Source organism: Paenibacillus sp. JCM 18996, from assembly GCF_055392555.1.
Map to the genome: position 1 here is coordinate 1528763 of NZ_AP043884.1, position 15892 is coordinate 1544654.

General features: G+C 52.1%; 18 protein-coding genes and 1 riboswitch. All 18 genes read right to left on the minus strand.

What is annotated here, in order from left to right:
• Window positions 1-91 precede the first annotated feature (91 nt).
• The 18 genes from ACZ5N7_RS07545 to ACZ5N7_RS07630 all read right to left on the minus strand — a co-directional run bounded on the left by ACZ5N7_RS07545 (window position 92) and on the right by ACZ5N7_RS07630 (window position 15800).
• Complete coding sequence (locus ACZ5N7_RS07545) at window positions 92-763, minus strand: DUF2953 domain-containing protein (RefSeq protein WP_464658491.1); 672 nt, start codon at window positions 761-763, stop codon at window positions 92-94.
• A gap of 155 nt (window positions 764-918) precedes the next feature.
• Window positions 919-1536, minus strand: coding sequence for an SMC-Scp complex subunit ScpB (scpB, locus tag ACZ5N7_RS07550; protein WP_464659185.1), 618 nt, complete (start codon window positions 1534-1536; stop codon window positions 919-921).
• Window positions 1505-2293, minus strand: coding sequence for a segregation and condensation protein A (locus tag ACZ5N7_RS07555; protein ID WP_464658492.1), 789 nt, complete (start codon window positions 2291-2293; stop codon window positions 1505-1507). Before ACZ5N7_RS07555 ends, scpB begins: the two co-directional genes overlap by 32 nt.
• 21 nt (window positions 2294-2314) lie before the next feature.
• Window positions 2315-2971, minus strand: a complete 657-nt coding sequence (locus tag ACZ5N7_RS07560) for a site-2 protease family protein (RefSeq protein ID WP_464658493.1) — start codon at window positions 2969-2971, stop codon at window positions 2315-2317.
• Complete coding sequence (gene ribH / locus ACZ5N7_RS07565) at window positions 2971-3441, minus strand: 6,7-dimethyl-8-ribityllumazine synthase (RefSeq protein ID WP_464658494.1); 471 nt, start codon at window positions 3439-3441, stop codon at window positions 2971-2973. The genes ACZ5N7_RS07560 and ribH overlap by 1 nt, the downstream gene beginning before the upstream one ends.
• Before the next feature lie 16 nt (window positions 3442-3457).
• The gene (locus ACZ5N7_RS07570; RefSeq protein WP_464658495.1) at window positions 3458-4702 is read right to left on the minus strand and encodes a bifunctional 3,4-dihydroxy-2-butanone-4-phosphate synthase/GTP cyclohydrolase II; all 1245 of its coding nucleotides are present in this window, start codon (window positions 4700-4702) and stop codon (window positions 3458-3460) included.
• Between the two features lie 21 nt (window positions 4703-4723).
• Complete coding sequence (gene ribE / locus ACZ5N7_RS07575; RefSeq protein ID WP_464658496.1) at window positions 4724-5389, minus strand: riboflavin synthase; 666 nt, start codon at window positions 5387-5389, stop codon at window positions 4724-4726.
• Window positions 5390-5400: 11 nt separating this feature from the next.
• On the minus strand, window positions 5401-6501 hold the full coding sequence (ribD, locus tag ACZ5N7_RS07580; protein ID WP_464659187.1) for a bifunctional diaminohydroxyphosphoribosylaminopyrimidine deaminase/5-amino-6-(5-phosphoribosylamino)uracil reductase RibD: 1101 nt from the start codon (window positions 6499-6501) through the stop codon (window positions 5401-5403).
• Between the two features lie 279 nt (window positions 6502-6780).
• A riboswitch (FMN riboswitch) is annotated at window positions 6781-6951 on the minus strand.
• Between the two features lie 348 nt (window positions 6952-7299).
• Entirely contained in the window at window positions 7300-7731 is a 432-nt protein-coding gene (locus tag ACZ5N7_RS07585) for a peptidylprolyl isomerase (protein WP_464658497.1), read from the minus strand.
• Window positions 7732-7972: 241 nt separating this feature from the next.
• Entirely contained in the window at window positions 7973-8068 is a 96-nt protein-coding gene (locus ACZ5N7_RS07590) for a putative holin-like toxin (RefSeq protein WP_464658498.1), read from the minus strand.
• Between the two features lie 189 nt (window positions 8069-8257).
• Window positions 8258-9592 (minus strand): diaminopimelate decarboxylase, encoded by a 1335-nt coding sequence (gene lysA, locus ACZ5N7_RS07595; RefSeq protein ID WP_464658499.1) that lies wholly within the window; start codon window positions 9590-9592, stop codon window positions 8258-8260.
• A 157-nt stretch (window positions 9593-9749) separates the two neighbouring features.
• On the minus strand, window positions 9750-11702 hold the full coding sequence (locus ACZ5N7_RS07600; RefSeq protein ID WP_464658500.1) for a spore germination protein: 1953 nt from the start codon (window positions 11700-11702) through the stop codon (window positions 9750-9752).
• Between the two features lie 6 nt (window positions 11703-11708).
• A complete protein-coding gene (locus tag ACZ5N7_RS07605; protein ID WP_464658501.1) occupies window positions 11709-12146 on the minus strand; it encodes a stage V sporulation protein AB in 438 nt (145 codons plus the stop codon).
• Window positions 12139-12774, minus strand: coding sequence for a stage V sporulation protein AA (locus ACZ5N7_RS07610; protein WP_464658502.1), 636 nt, complete (start codon window positions 12772-12774; stop codon window positions 12139-12141). Before ACZ5N7_RS07610 ends, ACZ5N7_RS07605 begins: the two co-directional genes overlap by 8 nt.
• A gap of 131 nt (window positions 12775-12905) precedes the next feature.
• Window positions 12906-13661 (minus strand): RNA polymerase sporulation sigma factor SigF, encoded by a 756-nt coding sequence (gene sigF / locus ACZ5N7_RS07615; protein ID WP_464658503.1) that lies wholly within the window; start codon window positions 13659-13661, stop codon window positions 12906-12908.
• 11 nt (window positions 13662-13672) lie between these two features.
• Complete coding sequence (gene spoIIAB, locus ACZ5N7_RS07620; protein ID WP_464658504.1) at window positions 13673-14119, minus strand: anti-sigma F factor; 447 nt, start codon at window positions 14117-14119, stop codon at window positions 13673-13675.
• Window positions 14116-14469 (minus strand): anti-sigma F factor antagonist, encoded by a 354-nt coding sequence (spoIIAA, locus tag ACZ5N7_RS07625; protein WP_464658505.1) that lies wholly within the window; start codon window positions 14467-14469, stop codon window positions 14116-14118. The genes spoIIAB and spoIIAA overlap by 4 nt, the downstream gene beginning before the upstream one ends.
• Before the next feature lie 131 nt (window positions 14470-14600).
• The gene (locus ACZ5N7_RS07630) at window positions 14601-15800 is read right to left on the minus strand and encodes a D-alanyl-D-alanine carboxypeptidase family protein (RefSeq protein WP_464658506.1); all 1200 of its coding nucleotides are present in this window, start codon (window positions 15798-15800) and stop codon (window positions 14601-14603) included.
• Window positions 15801-15892 lie beyond the last annotated feature (92 nt).

Genomic DNA, 15892 nt, shown 5'->3' on the forward strand with positions numbered 1-15892 from the left:
TTTACCTCCTGATAGAATGAATACGTTGATTTTCATTTTAAATTTGCCCTGAAAAGAGTTAGAGTATGTGTTCGGCCTAACTGGGCTTTTTTTAAGCTTTGTTGGAGAGGACACGGTGCCACATTTTCCACCCGCCCTTGATTTTGCCGAGCCGCTTTAAAAGCAAGGACATCGACGCCAGCAAACTGAACACCCGAACTTTCAGCCTGCAGCTGAACTCCGTGGCAAACTCGATCTGGTTGTACTTGGGAGTAACGGAGACCAGCGGCCGGATATCGAACGCCACGGCTCTGTAAATGACTGCGAGCATCGCCGATTTAACCGCCCACGCCGCGCCGGTCGACACTGCGGTTTCAGGCGCGTCGCCCGCTCCGATCCGGGTTTCCCATGTGAGCTCCGTGCAGTGGAACCGGCAGAGCGTGCCCATAATCCAATCCTTAAGGACGAAGGTTTTGGTAAGCAGCCCCCTGAATCGAGTGTATAATTTTTGTAGAGTCTCGAGACTAATATGCGAATCTTCATCCGTTTCCACCGGATTCCCTTGATTAGGGCTGGACTTTTTGCTGCTTCCCTCTAAAAAATTTATGAACTGCATCGCATGCACTTTGTATTTGTAGTGTATCAATCCATACAGCGCACTAACCTTGACATAGATTTCATCCCTGCCCTTTACGCGCGCCAAGTAAAAATGAAAACGGATATGACTAAAAACCACTGCCAGTCCGACCAGCGCCAAAAGCGCCGCAATCCCCAGCCAGATCATCGGCGCCTCCTTTTCTGCAGCCCCGCGGATATAATTTAATTGGATCATATCCCGATATTTTGCCGAACCCTTCAAACATGAAAAAACTTCGATTCGCAAAGAGATTCTACTTTGCTTATCGAAGTTAGTATAGCCCTGCCATGGAAAAATATACGCTACTCCTCCTGCATGTCGTCAAATGTCATCTGCTGCCTGTTCTCGTCTTCGTCAAGCTTGTTGAACAGCATGCGCGACTCATCCTCCAGGGTAAGCTCGGCCTCAAACTGGGTGGAATCCGGCAAATCTTTTATACTATTCAATCCGAAGTGCTCCAGGAAAGTTCTGGTCGTGCCATATAGAATCGGCCTTCCGGGAGCATCGGCCCGATCCACTTCCTCGATGAGATCCTTGGCAACAAGCGTGTGCAGCGCCCTTTCTGTCTTCACTCCGCGGATCTCTTCAATCTCCACGCGGGTGATCGGCTGCCGGTAGGCGACAATGGACAGCGTCTCCAACGCGGCCTGCGACAAAGCGCTGCGCGAAGGGGACTGGGCAAGCCGCTCAAAATAGGGGGCAAGCTCCGGATGGGTCGTAAGCTGATAAGCGCCCGCCACTTCAGCCACGAGAATCCCGCGGTTCTGCGACTGAAATTCCTCCTGCATCCGGCTGATCGCGTCCTTCACCATCTGGACATCGACTTCCATGATCTCCGACAGCTGCTTTGCATCCAAACCTTCGTCCCCAGCTACGAACAGCAGCCCTTCAATAATGGATTTCATCTGCGGGAAGCTCAACATACTTCTCATCCTCTCGGCCTTGAATAACGATATCGTCGAATAAACTGTGCTGGTAGCAGGTGATTTGCTTCATTTTCATCAGCTCAAGGATGGCCAAAAACGTTACCACGATATCATCCCGTGTCGCTTGCTGCTCAAACAGGCGGGAGAACAGAACACGTCCTCCTTTTTGCTTCACTGTGAAAATGACTTCTTTCATCCGGTCTTTCACTGAAATTTCATCCCTGCGGATTTTGGTGACGGTATTGCGGACAACCATTTTGCGCAGCGCTTTCTGAAACGCCGCAACCAGGTCCTTGATCTGCAGCCCTTCCAACGGATTTGCCGGCGCAGCGGGCACATAGGGCGTCAAATCTTCCGGTTCCCGGGTAAAAACAAGGCTGCGCTCAAGCTCTTTTTCCCGCAGCTGGTCTGCGATCAACTTGTATTTCTTGTATTCGATCAGCTTCTGGACAAGCTCCGCCCTCGGGTCCAGATCCTCCTCGTAGCCGAAATCGTCAAACCCGTCGAACTCCATAACCGGAGGCTTGGGCAGAAGCAGCTTGCTTTTGATCGACAGCAGCGTCGCCGCCATTACCAGAAAATCGCTGGCCACGTCCAACTCAAGCTGCTGTATGGCGGATACGTACTCTATGTATTGGTCCGTAATTTCTTTGATCGGGATATCGTAAATATCCACCTCGGCTTTATCGATCAAATGCAGCAAAAGGTCAAGGGGTCCTTCGAAACTTCCCAACTTGTACAGTACCTTCACGTCAGCGAACCCCTTTCTCCTTTAACTCCCCAGCGCGAACAAGTCCATGATCAGCTGAGTTACCTTTTGATAGCCAAGTTCAAGCCCCAATTCGCCTATAGGCGTCACGAACAGCGCGATAACCAATATTAACCCGAAACGTTCCTTTTTTTCAATGGCGTGCTTCGCTTTTTCAGAAAACCAGCTCTTCACCACAAACCAGCCGTCGAGAGGATAGACCGGAATAATATGAATAAGGAAGTACAGGATGTTGACAATAAAAGCGTAATGGATCAGTCCCTCCAGCAGCTGATTGGACCAGCCGGGCTTCCCTTCCTGCAAGACTAAAGCGGGTACTGTAAAATACAGCCACCAGAACAAAATACCGAGCAGCAGATTGGCCAAGGGACCCGAGAGATAGACCAAAAGCAAAGAACCCCGTCTCGGGGAACTCAGCCGTTCCTCTTGCACAGGTAAGGTCCTCGTCCAGCCGTAAGGGCCGAACAGCAGCATGCTGAGGCCCAGAACGTCCAGATGGGGGAGCGGATTCAGCGTCAGCCTTCCTTGTTCCCGGGGCGTGCGGTCTCCAAGGCCGAGTGCGGCAAGAGAATGGGCGAAATCATGTACAGCCGCCGCGAGCAAAAAAGCCGCCACCCGATAAAGCAACGAGTCGAGCTGAAAAAACGAGGACAGGTTCATTAAGCCTGGAACTGCTTCGCCAGATTAGCCATCTCGATCGCTGTGGAAGCCGCTTCCCAGCCTTTGTTGCCTGCCTTCGTGCCCGCTCTTTCGATCGCCTGTTCGATGGAATCGGTGGTCAGCACTCCAAAGATCGTAGGAACTCCGGTCTTCAGCGATATCGCCGCCACCCCTTTTGCCACTTCACTGCACACATAGTCAAAATGCGGCGTGGAGCCCCGGATCACGGCTCCCAAGGTGATTACCGCGTCGTATTTGCCGCTTTCAGCCATTTTCTGGGCGATCAGCGGAATTTCAAAAGCTCCCGGCACCCATGCCACTTCCACTTCGTCATCCTTCGCTCCATGGCGCTTTAGCGCGTCAAGTGCGCCTCCCAGCAGCTTGCTGCCGATAAATTCGTTGAAACGGCCTACAACAATGCCGTATTTAAGATTTTCCGAAACTAAATAGCCTTCGTATACTTTTGCCATGATGTTGGTCTCCCCTTTAGTTTGTGGTCTCTTTATCGGTCTCAAACTGCAGCATATGGCCCAGCTTCAGCTTCTTGGTATGCAGATAATTCGTGTTATCCTCGTTCTCCGGCATCTGGATCGGAACCCGTTCCGTCACTTCCAGGCCGTATCCTTCCAGCCCTGTGATCTTGCGCGGGTTATTGGTCAGCAGCTTCATTTGGCGGATCCCCAGATCCTTGAGAATCTGCGCTCCAATGCCGTATTCTCTCAGGTCTGGCGCAAATCCCAGTTTAATATTCGCTTCGACGGTGTCCAATCCCTGCTGCTGCAGCACATAGGCTTTCAATTTATTGATCAGCCCGATGCCCCGGCCTTCCTGCCTCATATATAAAAGCACACCGGACCCCGCTTCGTCAATTTGTTTCAGGGCGGCTTCCAGCTGCGGGCCGCAGTCGCAGCGGTGGGAATGGAACACATCCCCGGTCAGGCACTCGGAGTGTACCCGCACCAGAGTGGGCAATGTAGGGTCAATCTTGCCTTTGACAAGGGCCACATGCTCTTTTTCGTCAATTGTATTGGTGTATGCGATCGCGGTAAAGGTACCGAAATCGGTGGGCAGCTTGACCTCCACCTCGCGTTTGACCAGTTTCTCCTTCTGGTTGCGGTAAGCGATCAGATCCCTGATTGTTATAATTTTCAGATTGTGCTTCCTGCTGATCTCGAACAAGTCGGGCACCCTTGCCATGGTGCCGTCTTCCTTGATCACTTCGCAGATGACGCCTGCAGGATACGCCCCGCTCATTCTGGCGAGATCGACCGCCGCTTCGGTGTGGCCCGCTCTGCGCAGCACTCCGCCGTCCTTGGCGATCAGCGGGAAAACATGGCCCGGCCTGCGGAAATCGTAGGGCTTCGTATCCGGATCGAGCAAAGCCCGCACCGTTGTTGAACGCTCAAAAGCGGAAATCCCGGTCGTCGTCTCGATATGATCGATGGAAACCGTGAACGCGGTGCCGTGGTAATCTGTGTTGTGCTTCACCATCGGCGGAAGGTCGAGCTCTCGTGCTCGTTCCTGCGTTATGGGTGCGCATACGAGTCCCCTCCCTTCGGTGATCATGAAATTGATCACTTCAGGCGTCGCTTTTTCCGCCAACGCGATGAAGTCCCCTTCATTCTCGCGGTCCTCGTCATCCACTACGATCACCACTTTGCCCAGGATCAAATCGTAGATCGCTTCCTCGATCTGATTGAATTGTTCTTTATGTCCATCTTGGTTCTCCAATGCATCCACCTCCTGTGTCTGTCAAGCAAAGCCGTGATCCAACAGGAACTGCTCCGTTAATCCCCCGGATTTCCGGTTCCCTGGAGGCTCGGCCGATTGGTACTGAAGTATTCTTTCTACATATTTTCCCATCAAATCGCACTCCACATTTACCAGGTCCCCTGCTTTTTTCCCTTGTAAAATCGTCTGCGACAGTGTGTGCGGAATGATGGAAACGCTAAATTGGGTACGCGACGCATCGACGACTGTCAAAGAAATACCGTCAACCGTAACGGAGCCCCTTGATACTATATATTTAAGTATGGAAGAGTCGGCGGGCTCAACCGTAAATACGACGGCGTTCTCCTCCGTTTTTCTGGAAATGATTGTGCCTGTAGAATCCACATGCCCCTGCACGATATGGCCTCCGAACCGTCCTCCCGCCGCTATCGCCCGCTCCAGATTGAGCTTGCTGCCCGGCTGCATAAATTTCAGGCTCGTGTGGCGGTACGTCTCCGGCATTACATCGACTGCGAAAGATGAGGAGTCATAACGGATCACGGTCAGACAAACCCCATTGACAGAGATGCTGTCGCCCAGGCGGATATCCTCCATGATGCGCCTCGCCTCGATGCCGAGCACCATCGCCTGCCCTTCCCTCCGCACGCTGCGCAGAACGCCAATCTCTTCGATTAACCCTGTAAACATGATACCGACTCCTAACTGTTAAAATAACGGGGGTAGCCGGTCAGGCAAATATCCTCCCCTATCATTTCCACTTTCGTACGCTCCAGGCGGAGAGCTTCGCTCATCCGTTCATAGCCGGCAAACGAAAAATTCCCCGGAGACGACTCTCCGCCGATAATCTTTGGCGCAAATAACAGCACCATTTTATCTATCAGCCTCTTCTCAAGCATCTTTCCGTTCAGACGGCCTCCGCCTTCCAGCAGGATCGAGCCGATCTCGCGTTCGCCGAGAAGCTTCATAGCCAGAGCCAGATCCACCTTCGGACCCGGTCCGCAGAACAAAATCTCGGCTCCTTTGTCCTGCAGCGCTTTTGCTTTATCCGCCGGAGCTTCCTCCACCGTCAGGAGGATCACGGGAGACAGCCCGTCGCCCAGCAGCCTGGAACCGGCAGGAATGCGCAGCTCCGAGTCCACCACGATCCGCACCGGATGCAGTGCCGGCACTTCCAGCCGGGTAGTCAGCTGCGGATCGTCGGCAATCACGGTATCGGCGCCTGCCATAATCGCCTGATGCTTGTGGCGCAGCGTGTGCACATAAGCTCTGGAGGACTCGCCAGAAATCCATTTGCTGTCGCCGGTGCGGCTGGCGATTTTCCCGTCCAGGGTGGAGGCTGTTTTCAGCGTAACGAAGGGCATCCGGGTGACGATGTACTTATTGAACATTTCATTCATCCGTGCCGATTCATCGGCCAGCAGCCCTGCGTCCACTTCGATTCCATGTTCACGAAGCCTGGCGATGCCGCTGCCCGCCACGGCAGGGTTCGGGTCCACGGCCGCCACAACGACCCGCTTCACTTTCTCGCGGATCAGCCTGTCGCTGCAGGGAGGGGTCCTGCCGTAATGGCTGCACGGCTCCAATGTAACATAGACGGTGCTTCCTTCGGCTTCTTCGCCCGCCATTTGCAGCGCATGAATTTCCGCGTGCGGAGTTCCCCGCTTCAGGTGGGCGCCCATTCCGACAATCCTGCCCTCTTTGACGATCACACATCCGACAACAGGATTAATGCCCGTCTGTCCCTGCGCCCCCTGAGCCATTTGTAAAGCGATACGCATGTACGTTTCGTCGTTCAACATTTCCAAGCGGCATCCTCCCCAATCCAAGTAAGCAAAAAAAGCCCGTCTTCCTTCAGGAAGGGGCTGTCGCGGGATCGGTGGACAAGGCAAAGTCGACTCTATTCCACAAGTGCTTGCATGATAACGAAACAAAGGGATTGGGGTAATTGTAAATAAAGCGGGAGGCCAAATAAACCAGCCCCAAGCCTTGTCGAAGAAGGACAATTAAGTATGCCGTACTATCCCTTGCCCATTACATGTGAAAAAAAGCACAAAATAAATATGAGTAGTGAGATTACCGTTTTCCTTCTCCCATCCAGACTATACTGTCGGTTTCGGAGTTGCACCGAATCCACCGGCCGCTTTGCATAAAGCAGGCACGGGTCACGGACTGAGCGAGCAGCTTTCCCATACAAGGAAACTGCGGGCATCACCGCCGGTAGGGAATTTCACCCTGCCCCGAAGGAATATATAATTGCTGCTGTGAAAGCATCCAACTTTGAGTGAATCTTAACACCTTCAATAATAAATTGCAAGTCCGTTGCCCGTCCGTCCAGCATCGGATTAAACGAAACTACCCCCGCCTAAATAGAGAGGGGGCTATTTTACACCTAAATCACAACAAAGTTAATGCGACAATTTACGCTAAACGGATGTTGCGGCGTCTTCTTATTCCTCTGACGAGTAGGCTCAAAATCAGGAAATCAAGGCCAATAATCCGTCAAAAACCTGAAATAACACTCTACCCAAAAACATATCTCGCTCCAGAAAAAAGAACCCTTTCAAAATGAAAAGGTTCTTTACTGTTTGCATCGATGTTTATACTTCCACGACTTCGACTTTCTCCATCTTGTCTCTGCCTTTGAACTGGTCCACCTGGTCCATGCCTTCGACCACTTTGCCGAACACGGTATGCTGGCCGTCCAAATGCGGCTGAGGCGCGTACGCGATGTAGAATTGGCTTCCGCCTGTGTTTCTTCCTGCATGAGCCATAGCCAAGCTTCCGCGTTCATGCTTGTTCGGGTTAATTTCACAGTTGATCGTGTATCCAGGGCCCCCCATGCCTGTACCTGCAGGGCAGCCGCCTTGGGCAACGAAGCCTGGAATGACGCGGTGAAATACCAACCCGTTATAGAATCCCGAATTCGCCAGCTTCTCGAAGTTGGCCACCGTGTTCGGAGCGTCCTTTTCGAACAGGTCGATGACGACTTTGGCCCCGTTTTCCATCGTGATGTTCGCTTGTTTTGACATGTATGTACACTCCTTTTAACAAAAAAATGGTTATTCCGCTTTTACCTCATTATTCTACTATTAAAATGGCGGGAGCACAAATCCTTGTTCGTTGAAATGTTCTCTTAAATATGTTAACATAAAGGAAGAAAAGACCAAGTGCTGGAACACTTGGCCTGTACAATAGGCTCGGATGGAATTTCTTTCGTCTGAGTTCCCGGTAAGAAAACCCACCTTCGGCGGTCAACCTTGGGGTGGGTTTTTACTTTCTCTTGAAGTTGTTGCCGATGTAGGATAGAAGAGCGATAAGGAAGCTCCCGAACAGGATCATCAGCGATAACGTGTCTTTAAAGTCCATGGCGTCACCTCCCTTCCCGGGAGAACCGCACCCACCCAAGGTTCAATTGTACAACCTTATTGTACCTTGAATTTCCAATAAGAACAAGTGTTCTCATAATTTCAGAGCAAAAATGGTGCTAAAGATACAAAAGAGACCTACCGGACGCAAACGTCAGCCCGGAAGGCCTCTTTCTATGCGGCTTAAGAGTTATTTTGCGGTTTTGGTAAACTGCCGAAGCCGCTCAGGGATGACGTCGTTGCCGACCAGATTCTCGTAGGTCTCTCTTTTGACAACCATATCCGCCTGGCCTTCCTTGACGAACACCACAGCGGGCCGGCGCAGCCGGTTATAGTTACTTGCCATGGCGTAGTTGTAAGCGCCCGTGCTGGCTACAGCCAGAATATCGCCGGTGCGCACCTCGGGCAGGTCGATATCGATGATCAGCTTATCGCCGCTTTCACAGCATTTCCCCGCGACGGTCACAGTTTCTTCGTTCGGGTCATTGGCCCGGTTGGCAAGCATAGCCTCATACTCGGCCCGATACAGCGCGGGACGCGGGTTATCGGTCATCCCGCCGTCAATGGATATATATTTTCGGACACCGGGGATGTCCTTATAAGTTCCGACCGTATAGAGAGTAGTTCCGGCTTCTCCAATGATGCTGCGGCCGGGCTCCACCCAGATCTCGGGCATAGGATAAACATTGTCGGCAAAATTGTCATGGATGGACCGCGTAATCGCTTGTACATAACTGGCGACTTCCAACGGAGTATCGCCTTCCACATACCGGATCCCGAAGCCTCCGCCCAAATTGATCACTTTAAAGATGACTCCCAGCTTCTCGCGCACTTCAAACGCGAACTGCGCCGCTTTATCTGCGGCAATTTTAAACCCTTCGACTTCAAAAATTTGCGAGCCGATATGCGAATGGATGCCCAGCAGCTCGACATGCGGCAGCCGTGCGGTCATTTTCACCGCTTCGTAGGCAGCACCGTTCTCAAGGTCGAAGCCGAACTTGGAATCCCTCTGTCCTGTAGAGATGAATTCGTGGGTGTGAGCTTCCACGCCGGGAGCGATCCTGAACAGGATCGGCACCCTGCGGCGCTTCTCTCCGGCAATCTCATTCAACATGAGCAGCTCTACCTCGTTGTCGACCACAAAGCAGCCGATACCCGCATCAATTGCCATCTCGATCTCCTGAGGGGTCTTGTTGTTCCCGTGAAAATGAATTCTTTCGGCCGGAAAGCCGGCCTCCAGCGCAGTATACAATTCCCCGTCGGAGACGACATCGAGCGAGAGCCCTTCTTCCTCCACGAGCCGGCACATCGCCATGACGCAAAAAGCCTTGCTGGCGTAGGCCACCTGGAACTTCAAGCCGGAAGCCCTGAAGGCTTCTATATATTCGCGGCAGCGGCTGCGCACCAACGCTTCATCCACTACATAAAGCGGAGTGCCGAACTTGGCGGCCAGCTCCGTCGTATCGCATTTGCCAATCTCTAAATGACCTTTGCTGTTAATTGTGCTCGTACCATGCAAGTACATTACCGGTCCCTCTCTTCCTAGAGACGGCCTCCTGCAGCGCAGGAATATAAGCGGTCTCAGACATTACAGTAAAAGTACCACAATTCCCGGCTTTATGACAATACACCGCTGTAAAAAAGAGCGGAAGTATTCATCAAGCCTGCTGCTGTGCCCCAATCTACTCCTCTTTTCTCGTCTTATCCCTCGGCCTTGTGATGCTCAGCCTTTTTTTAGACGACATAAAAGGCTTCCTTATCAGAATGTGCACCAATTCTTTACGGTTAAAAGGAATGAAAGGCCACAGATATGGTGTATTAAACGACCTTTGAGCAGCCAGCAAAATAATCCACAGAGTCAAGCCGATGACCAGCCCCGGGATCTTGAATATCGAGACGGCCACCAGGAGCACGATCCTCACGATCCGGTTTGCAGCACCAACCTCATAGCTGGGGGTGGCGAAGATGCCAATGGTGGCCACCGCCAGATAAAGAATCACTTCGTTGACAAAAAGCCCAGTCTTTACCGCAATGTCCCCCAGCAGCACCGCCGCTACGAAAGCCATGCCCGAGACGAGCGGACCCGGTGTATGAATCGCGGCCATCCGCATCATGTCGACGCCGAATTCGGCAATCAGAAACTGGACGAGCAGAGGAAGTTTCGCCGGCTTGGACGGTCCGAGGAATTCCAGTCCCGGCGGTTTCAGATGAGGCTCGGAGACGAGCAGTATCCATAGCGGAATGAGCACGACGGAAGCCATCATGGCCAGAAACCGCACCCAGCGGTAATAAGAGCCGACCAGAGGGGTCTCCCTGAATTCTTCTGCATGCTGGACATGATGAAAGAAGGTGCTGGGCAGGATCATATTGCTGGGAGAAGTGTCCGTCATTACCACCAAATGCCCCTCGAGCAGATGGGCTGCGGCTACATCCGGACGCTCCGTATATCTTACTACCGGATAAGGATTCCAGGTTTTGCCGAGAATCGCTTCCTCAAGCTGCTTATCGGCTAACGGCAGGCCGTCGACTTCCAGGCCGGTGATTTTATCGCGCACCGCCTCCACCAGATTCATGTCGGCTATGTCTCCGATATAGGCCAGGCAGACGTCCGTCTTGCTTCGTTTTCCCACCTGCAGCATCTCAAACTTCAACCGCGGATCGCGAATCCTTCTCCGTACCAAAGTAACGTTCGTCAGCAGCGTTTCGACAAACCCGTCCCTTGAGCCTCTTACCACCCTTTCGAGTTCGGGCTCTTCTGTAGAGCGGACAGGGAACTGCTTGGCGTCGATAACTAGCGCGGCCTGTTCATGTTCAACAAACAGAGCGGTGCTTCCGGCCAGCACTTTGTTTAGTATCTCCGGCATTTTGAACACTTTTTCCACCTGCGTATGGGGAACGAATTGTTTCTCCAATGCCTGCAGGGCATGCGGCTCCAACTCTTCCTGGCTAACATAAGTGAGCCGGTTCAACACATCGGTCAACACCAAGTTATTGGCAAAACCGTTGCAATAGAAGAAGGCAATCCTTCTGTTGCCGATGGCCATTTCCCGGAGGACAACGTCAAAGCTGCGGTTCAGTCCGACCTGTTCCTCCAATGCCCGGCGGAGAAGCTCCATGGATTTAGGAATTTCTTCCATTTCCTTAAACCGTTTTTCTTCGACCGTCAGAATTTCTTTGGAGCGGGTCTTGTTGTCCTTCTTGGATCTGTTTTCCTTCTCATCCTGATTCTGGTCTTGGTTATCACCCTGATGTTTCGACCGATTCTGCCGCTTATCCTGCCTGGACTGCGGTTCGGCGGGCGGCTTGTCTCCATCGGATGGGAGCGCCCAATCTGATCGCCCGGCGGCTGTGCCGCCTTGTTTGCCGTTTGTCTTGGATGACGCCGAGTCGACCTTCTGAACCGTGCGGACCGGGCTCCCTTTCTTCCAGCCCGCCTTCAAATAAGAAAGCTCCGCTACCTTCACCGCATCCTTGGGCGCTCCCCCGCCGGATAAGTTGTTGGAAGCGATGCTCTCCGTCTCATTCTTATTATTCTCCGCTCCGCTGCCTCCGGTCCGCGGCGTGTTCGCCTTCTCTGCCGCTACGCCGCCTCCGTTCTCCCCGCTCGAATCCCACGTTCTGATAATCCTTGCCATCAACCATCACTCCTTCGCGAATAAAAGCCAATCCAACAGCGAACCGCACACTTTTCCAAGGATAATCGCCACGAGCAGCCACATCAGATAAGAGTCCATCCCTATCCTTTTGGCCAGAATCGGCAGCACATTGACCACCTCCGTCAGCGCAGCGGCAAGCATCCCGACAAACACCCCGGCGAATAATCCGAATAAGGCCGCCGTCCACGGGAACAAATGGAAGCGCCAATGAAAAAAATCCGCCACCGTAAAAACAACCGAACCGCTGATAATCCCCCCTTCATACCAGCTAAGGTAAGGACGTGATTTCGTAATCTGGGCGAGCCGCGGGATAATATCCAGCACAACCAGAAAAGCGACGAACCCGCTTCCTACCACCAGTCCCCCTCCAAGGCCTATCAGTATCAGAAGTCCGGCCCCGAACCACTCGCTCCACTCAATCATCGCGGTTATTTTTTCCTCCGTGGATGCGGTTATACTCCTCCGTTATCACGTACTGGTTCAAGCTTTCCTGATAAGTAAACATCTCGACTTCCAGAGGGCTCGGCTCTTCGTTGAATTTTTTCTTGAACAGATGATTGAAAAAGATGACCATGCCGATACCGATGCCCAGCGAATAAGGAATCTGCAGCAGCAGCGGGTTCGGAATGTACTCCCCGGTGAACATCTCGTAAATTTTCCGCTGCACGGCAAGCATGCTGACGTCCGCGTGAAAATTCATAATGGCCAGGCCCGAGCCTATGAACAAAAGCACCCACACGAGAGAAATAAGCAGCAGGTTAGGCTTTCGCCGCCGGGTGATAAACTCCACCAGCACATGAGGTTCGCCATATTGTTCGATGACAAGCTCGGGCAGCAGCTCTTTCACTTTCTTCACGATCAGCATCATATCGATAAGATGCAGGTTGCCGTCGGAACGTTTGGGATACAAAAGAGGAAGGCTCCTTAACGATTCCTCCCATTCGGAATTGACGAGGATCTGGGACACTTGGCCCAATGTAACGGGTCGCCCGGCGGCCAGCTGCACTCTTTTGCGCAGACGGATATATAAGGTTGGAGGAGAAGTCGCCACTGCTTTTCTCTCCCTTCACAGTCCTTGTTTGGAAAAAACTCTTTCTTGTATTATGTGAAAAAAAATGCGGGATAGTCAGTCTTTGGGAAGGACATTTTTTCCAAGCGGAGAATAAAAAAAGACCGAGATAGTCATTGCGCTATCTGGTCCTTGATCGATTGCAGTATCTTTTTTTCCAGGCGGGACACCTGGACCTGCGAAATGCCGAGTCGATGGGCTACTTCTGATTGCGTCTGATCCCGGTAATATCGAAGATAAACGATCAAGCGTTCCCGCTCCGACAAAGTACCGATGGCATCGCTCAGCGCCAGCTTCTCGAACCATTTGTCCTGGGATTCATCGGATATTTGGTCCATCAGTGTAATCGGATCGCCGTCATTCTCAAATACGGTCTCATGTATGGAAGAAGGGGGCTTATTCGCCTCTTGGGCAAAAACGACCTCTTCCGGGCTAATTCCAAGCTCCTCCGCTACTTCGGAAATGGTCGGGAGCCTGCCGATCCGTTTGGACAGCTCATCCTTCGTCTTGCGGACCCGGTTAGCGAGTTCCTTGAGGGAGCGGCTCACTTTGATCGTCCCGTCGTCGCGCAGAAACCGCTGGATCTCTCCGATAATCATGGGAACGGCGTAGGTTGAGAATTTGACTTCATAGGACAGATCGAATTTATCCACTGATTTCAATAAGCCGATACAACCGATCTGGAATAAATCCTCCGCTTCATATCCTCTGTTCAGAAACCTCTGTACCACCGACCATACGAGCCGGATATTGCAGTTCACCAAAGTTTCTCTCGCCAGGGTATCGCCGGATTGGCTCAAAGCAATTAATCGTTTGACTTCGGTATCGTCCAAATAACTGTGCGTTGCATGCTTCAAATCGACATCCATAGCATCGACCCCTAATTGAATAACGCTGATTTCGATTCAATTCTCTTTCTCATCATCACTTTGGTGCCCTTGCCCGGCTCGCTGGCCACCTGGACCTCGTCCATGAAATTCTCCATAATCGTAAATCCCATTCCCGATCTTTCCAACTCGGGCTTTGAAGTATAAAGCGGCTCCTTGGCCTGTTCCACATCTTCAATTCCCGCTCCCCGGTCTTCCACCGATAGCACGATCAGGTCTCCGTCGATTTCCGCCGAAATGGTGACCACGCCGTCGGCCCGGTTGTCGTAGCCATGAATGATCGCATTCGTAACGGCTTCCGAAATGACCGTTTTTATATCGGTGAGCTCTTCCATAGTCGGATCCAATTGGGAGACAAAGGCGGCGACCGTCACCCGTGCGAACGATTCGTTCTCCGACCGGCTGGCGAACTGCAGAGTCATGTGGTTGTGTCCACTCATGATACGACCTCCAGACTGGAGACCGCGGATCTCTCGTTTTCTTGAATAGACAATATTTTGAACATGCCCGACATTTCGAACAAACGGTACACTGAGGGATGCACGTCGCAGACAACCATTTTGCCGCCTTTTTGGCTGATTTGCTTGTACCTTCCCAGAATGACTCCCAATCCGGAGCTGTCCATAAAAGAGAGGTCCTTCATGCTGAGGACAATGTTGCTGTGTTCCCCTTTTTCAATGGCCTCTTCCATGCGTGCTTTCACAAATTCGGCGGTATGGTGATCAAGCTCGCCCTTCAGCCTGACGATCAACGCTTTGCGCGCGTGCTCCATTTCGATTTGCAGACCCATCTATGCACACTCCTTCTCCAGTCTTGAACATAGATTTCTACACTTCGAAGTGGAATCCTGCCCTCCCGACAAAACTAGAAGAAAAGCGCTATAACTAGAAGGGATCCGCTAATTTTTGACAGGAGCGAATTTTATTTTATGAAAAAAATATGAGCCGCCGTCCGTTTCATCAGCGTCCACAAGCCCGCCTTCTTCACTTCCACCGGGGATTCCACAGGAAACTCGGACAGCTTCTGGTCGCCTTTGTAGACGATGATTTTGCCGATAGGTTGTCCGGCCGCAATAGGCGCCTTCAATTTATCGTCGATCACCACTTCGTGGCGCAGCCCGTCTCTGGCGTCTCCTTTTTTCATAAGGACGCTGATCTGGTGCTTGGCGGTCAAAGGAACCTCCGCGACGGACCCTTTGCTCACCTTAAAGCTGCCCAGGCTGTCGCCTTCTTTGAAAATCGGCTGGTTTGTATATTGGGAGAACGCGTAATCAAAAAGCTTGGTCACTTCCGCGTTTCTCGTTTTCGTGTTCGGTTCTCCCAACACCACAGCCACGACACGGAGATTCTCCCGTTTGGCGGTCGCCGACAGGCAAAACTTCGCTTCGCTCGTATATCCGGTCTTCAAACCGTCCGCACCAGTGTAGAAACGCACCAGCTTATTCGTGTTCACAAGCCAAAAAGGCTTGGTCGTGTCTTTGCGCAAATAGTCTTGATAAGTTCCCGTAAATTGGGTCACACTGCCATGCTTCAGCAGCTCTCTCGACATGATGGCGATGTCCTGGGCCGTAGTATAGTGGTTCTCGACAGGCAGCCCGTTCGGATTTAGAAAATGCGTATTCTTCATTCCCAGCTGCTTGGCCCGCTCGTTCATCATCTGAACGAAAGCCTCTTCAGAACCGGCAAGCTTCTCGGCCATTGCGACGGACGCGTCATTGCCGGACGCCATCGCAATCCCTTTCAGCATATCCTGAACCGTCATCTCTTCCCCGGGCTCGAGGAAAATCTGGGATCCCCCCATGGATGCGGCATACTCGCTTGTGCGGACCTTTTCGTCCATTTTCAGCTTGCCTTGGTCCAGCGCCTCCATAATGAGCAGCATAGTCATAATTTTGGTAATGCTGGCGGGCGGCAGCTTCGCGTCTTTGTTCTTTTCGAACATGACCGTGCCTGTGTCGGCATCCATCAGCACGGCGGATTGCGCGTTCGGAGCAAGATCCACCGCAGGAGCGGCTTTCTTCTCTTCCTTCGCTTTACCTTCTTCGGCAGCCGAGATGGAAGGAAGCGCAAGCATCAATACCATTTGCAAAATGAGCACCGTTTTCCACAATTTGTTCAACATGTCGTATGTACCCTCCTAATCTATCCCCATAGAAAATGTTCAATCTGCCAATGACCATGACTGCTATCCATTGTTGACCGATTTGGGAAAGA

Excerpts from the sequence above, each read along its gene's own strand:
- ACZ5N7_RS07600 (WP_464658500.1), bottom strand. The coding sequence starts at position 11,702 with ATGGCAAGGATTATCAGAACGTGGGATTCGAGCGGGGAGAACGGAGGC.
- ACZ5N7_RS07585 (WP_464658497.1), bottom strand. The coding sequence starts at position 7,731 with ATGTCAAAACAAGCGAACATCACGATGGAAAACGGGGCCAAAGTCGTC.
- ACZ5N7_RS07545 (WP_464658491.1), bottom strand. The coding sequence starts at position 763 with ATGATCTGGCTGGGGATTGCGGCGCTTTTGGCGCTGGTCGGACTGGCA.
- sigF (WP_464658503.1), bottom strand. The coding sequence starts at position 13,661 with ATGGATGTCGATTTGAAGCATGCAACGCACAGTTATTTGGACGATACC.
- spoIIAA (WP_464658505.1), bottom strand. The coding sequence starts at position 14,469 with ATGGGTCTGCAAATCGAAATGGAGCACGCGCGCAAAGCGTTGATCGTC.
- lysA (WP_464658499.1), bottom strand. The coding sequence starts at position 9,592 with ATGTACTTGCATGGTACGAGCACAATTAACAGCAAAGGTCATTTAGAG.
- spoIIAB (WP_464658504.1), bottom strand. The coding sequence starts at position 14,119 with ATGAGTGGACACAACCACATGACTCTGCAGTTCGCCAGCCGGTCGGAG.
- ribE (WP_464658496.1), bottom strand. The coding sequence starts at position 5,389 with ATGTTTACAGGGTTAATCGAAGAGATTGGCGTTCTGCGCAGCGTGCGG.
- ACZ5N7_RS07590 (WP_464658498.1), bottom strand. The coding sequence starts at position 8,068 with ATGGACTTTAAAGACACGTTATCGCTGATGATCCTGTTCGGGAGCTTC.
- ACZ5N7_RS07560 (WP_464658493.1), bottom strand. The coding sequence starts at position 2,971 with ATGAACCTGTCCTCGTTTTTTCAGCTCGACTCGTTGCTTTATCGGGTG.
- ACZ5N7_RS07605 (WP_464658501.1), bottom strand. The coding sequence starts at position 12,146 with ATGATTGAGTGGAGCGAGTGGTTCGGGGCCGGACTTCTGATACTGATA.
- ACZ5N7_RS07630 (WP_464658506.1), bottom strand. The coding sequence starts at position 15,800 with ATGTTGAACAAATTGTGGAAAACGGTGCTCATTTTGCAAATGGTATTG.
- ribD (WP_464659187.1), bottom strand. The coding sequence starts at position 6,501 with ATGTTGAACGACGAAACGTACATGCGTATCGCTTTACAAATGGCTCAG.
- ribH (WP_464658494.1), bottom strand. The coding sequence starts at position 3,441 with ATGGCAAAAGTATACGAAGGCTATTTAGTTTCGGAAAATCTTAAATAC.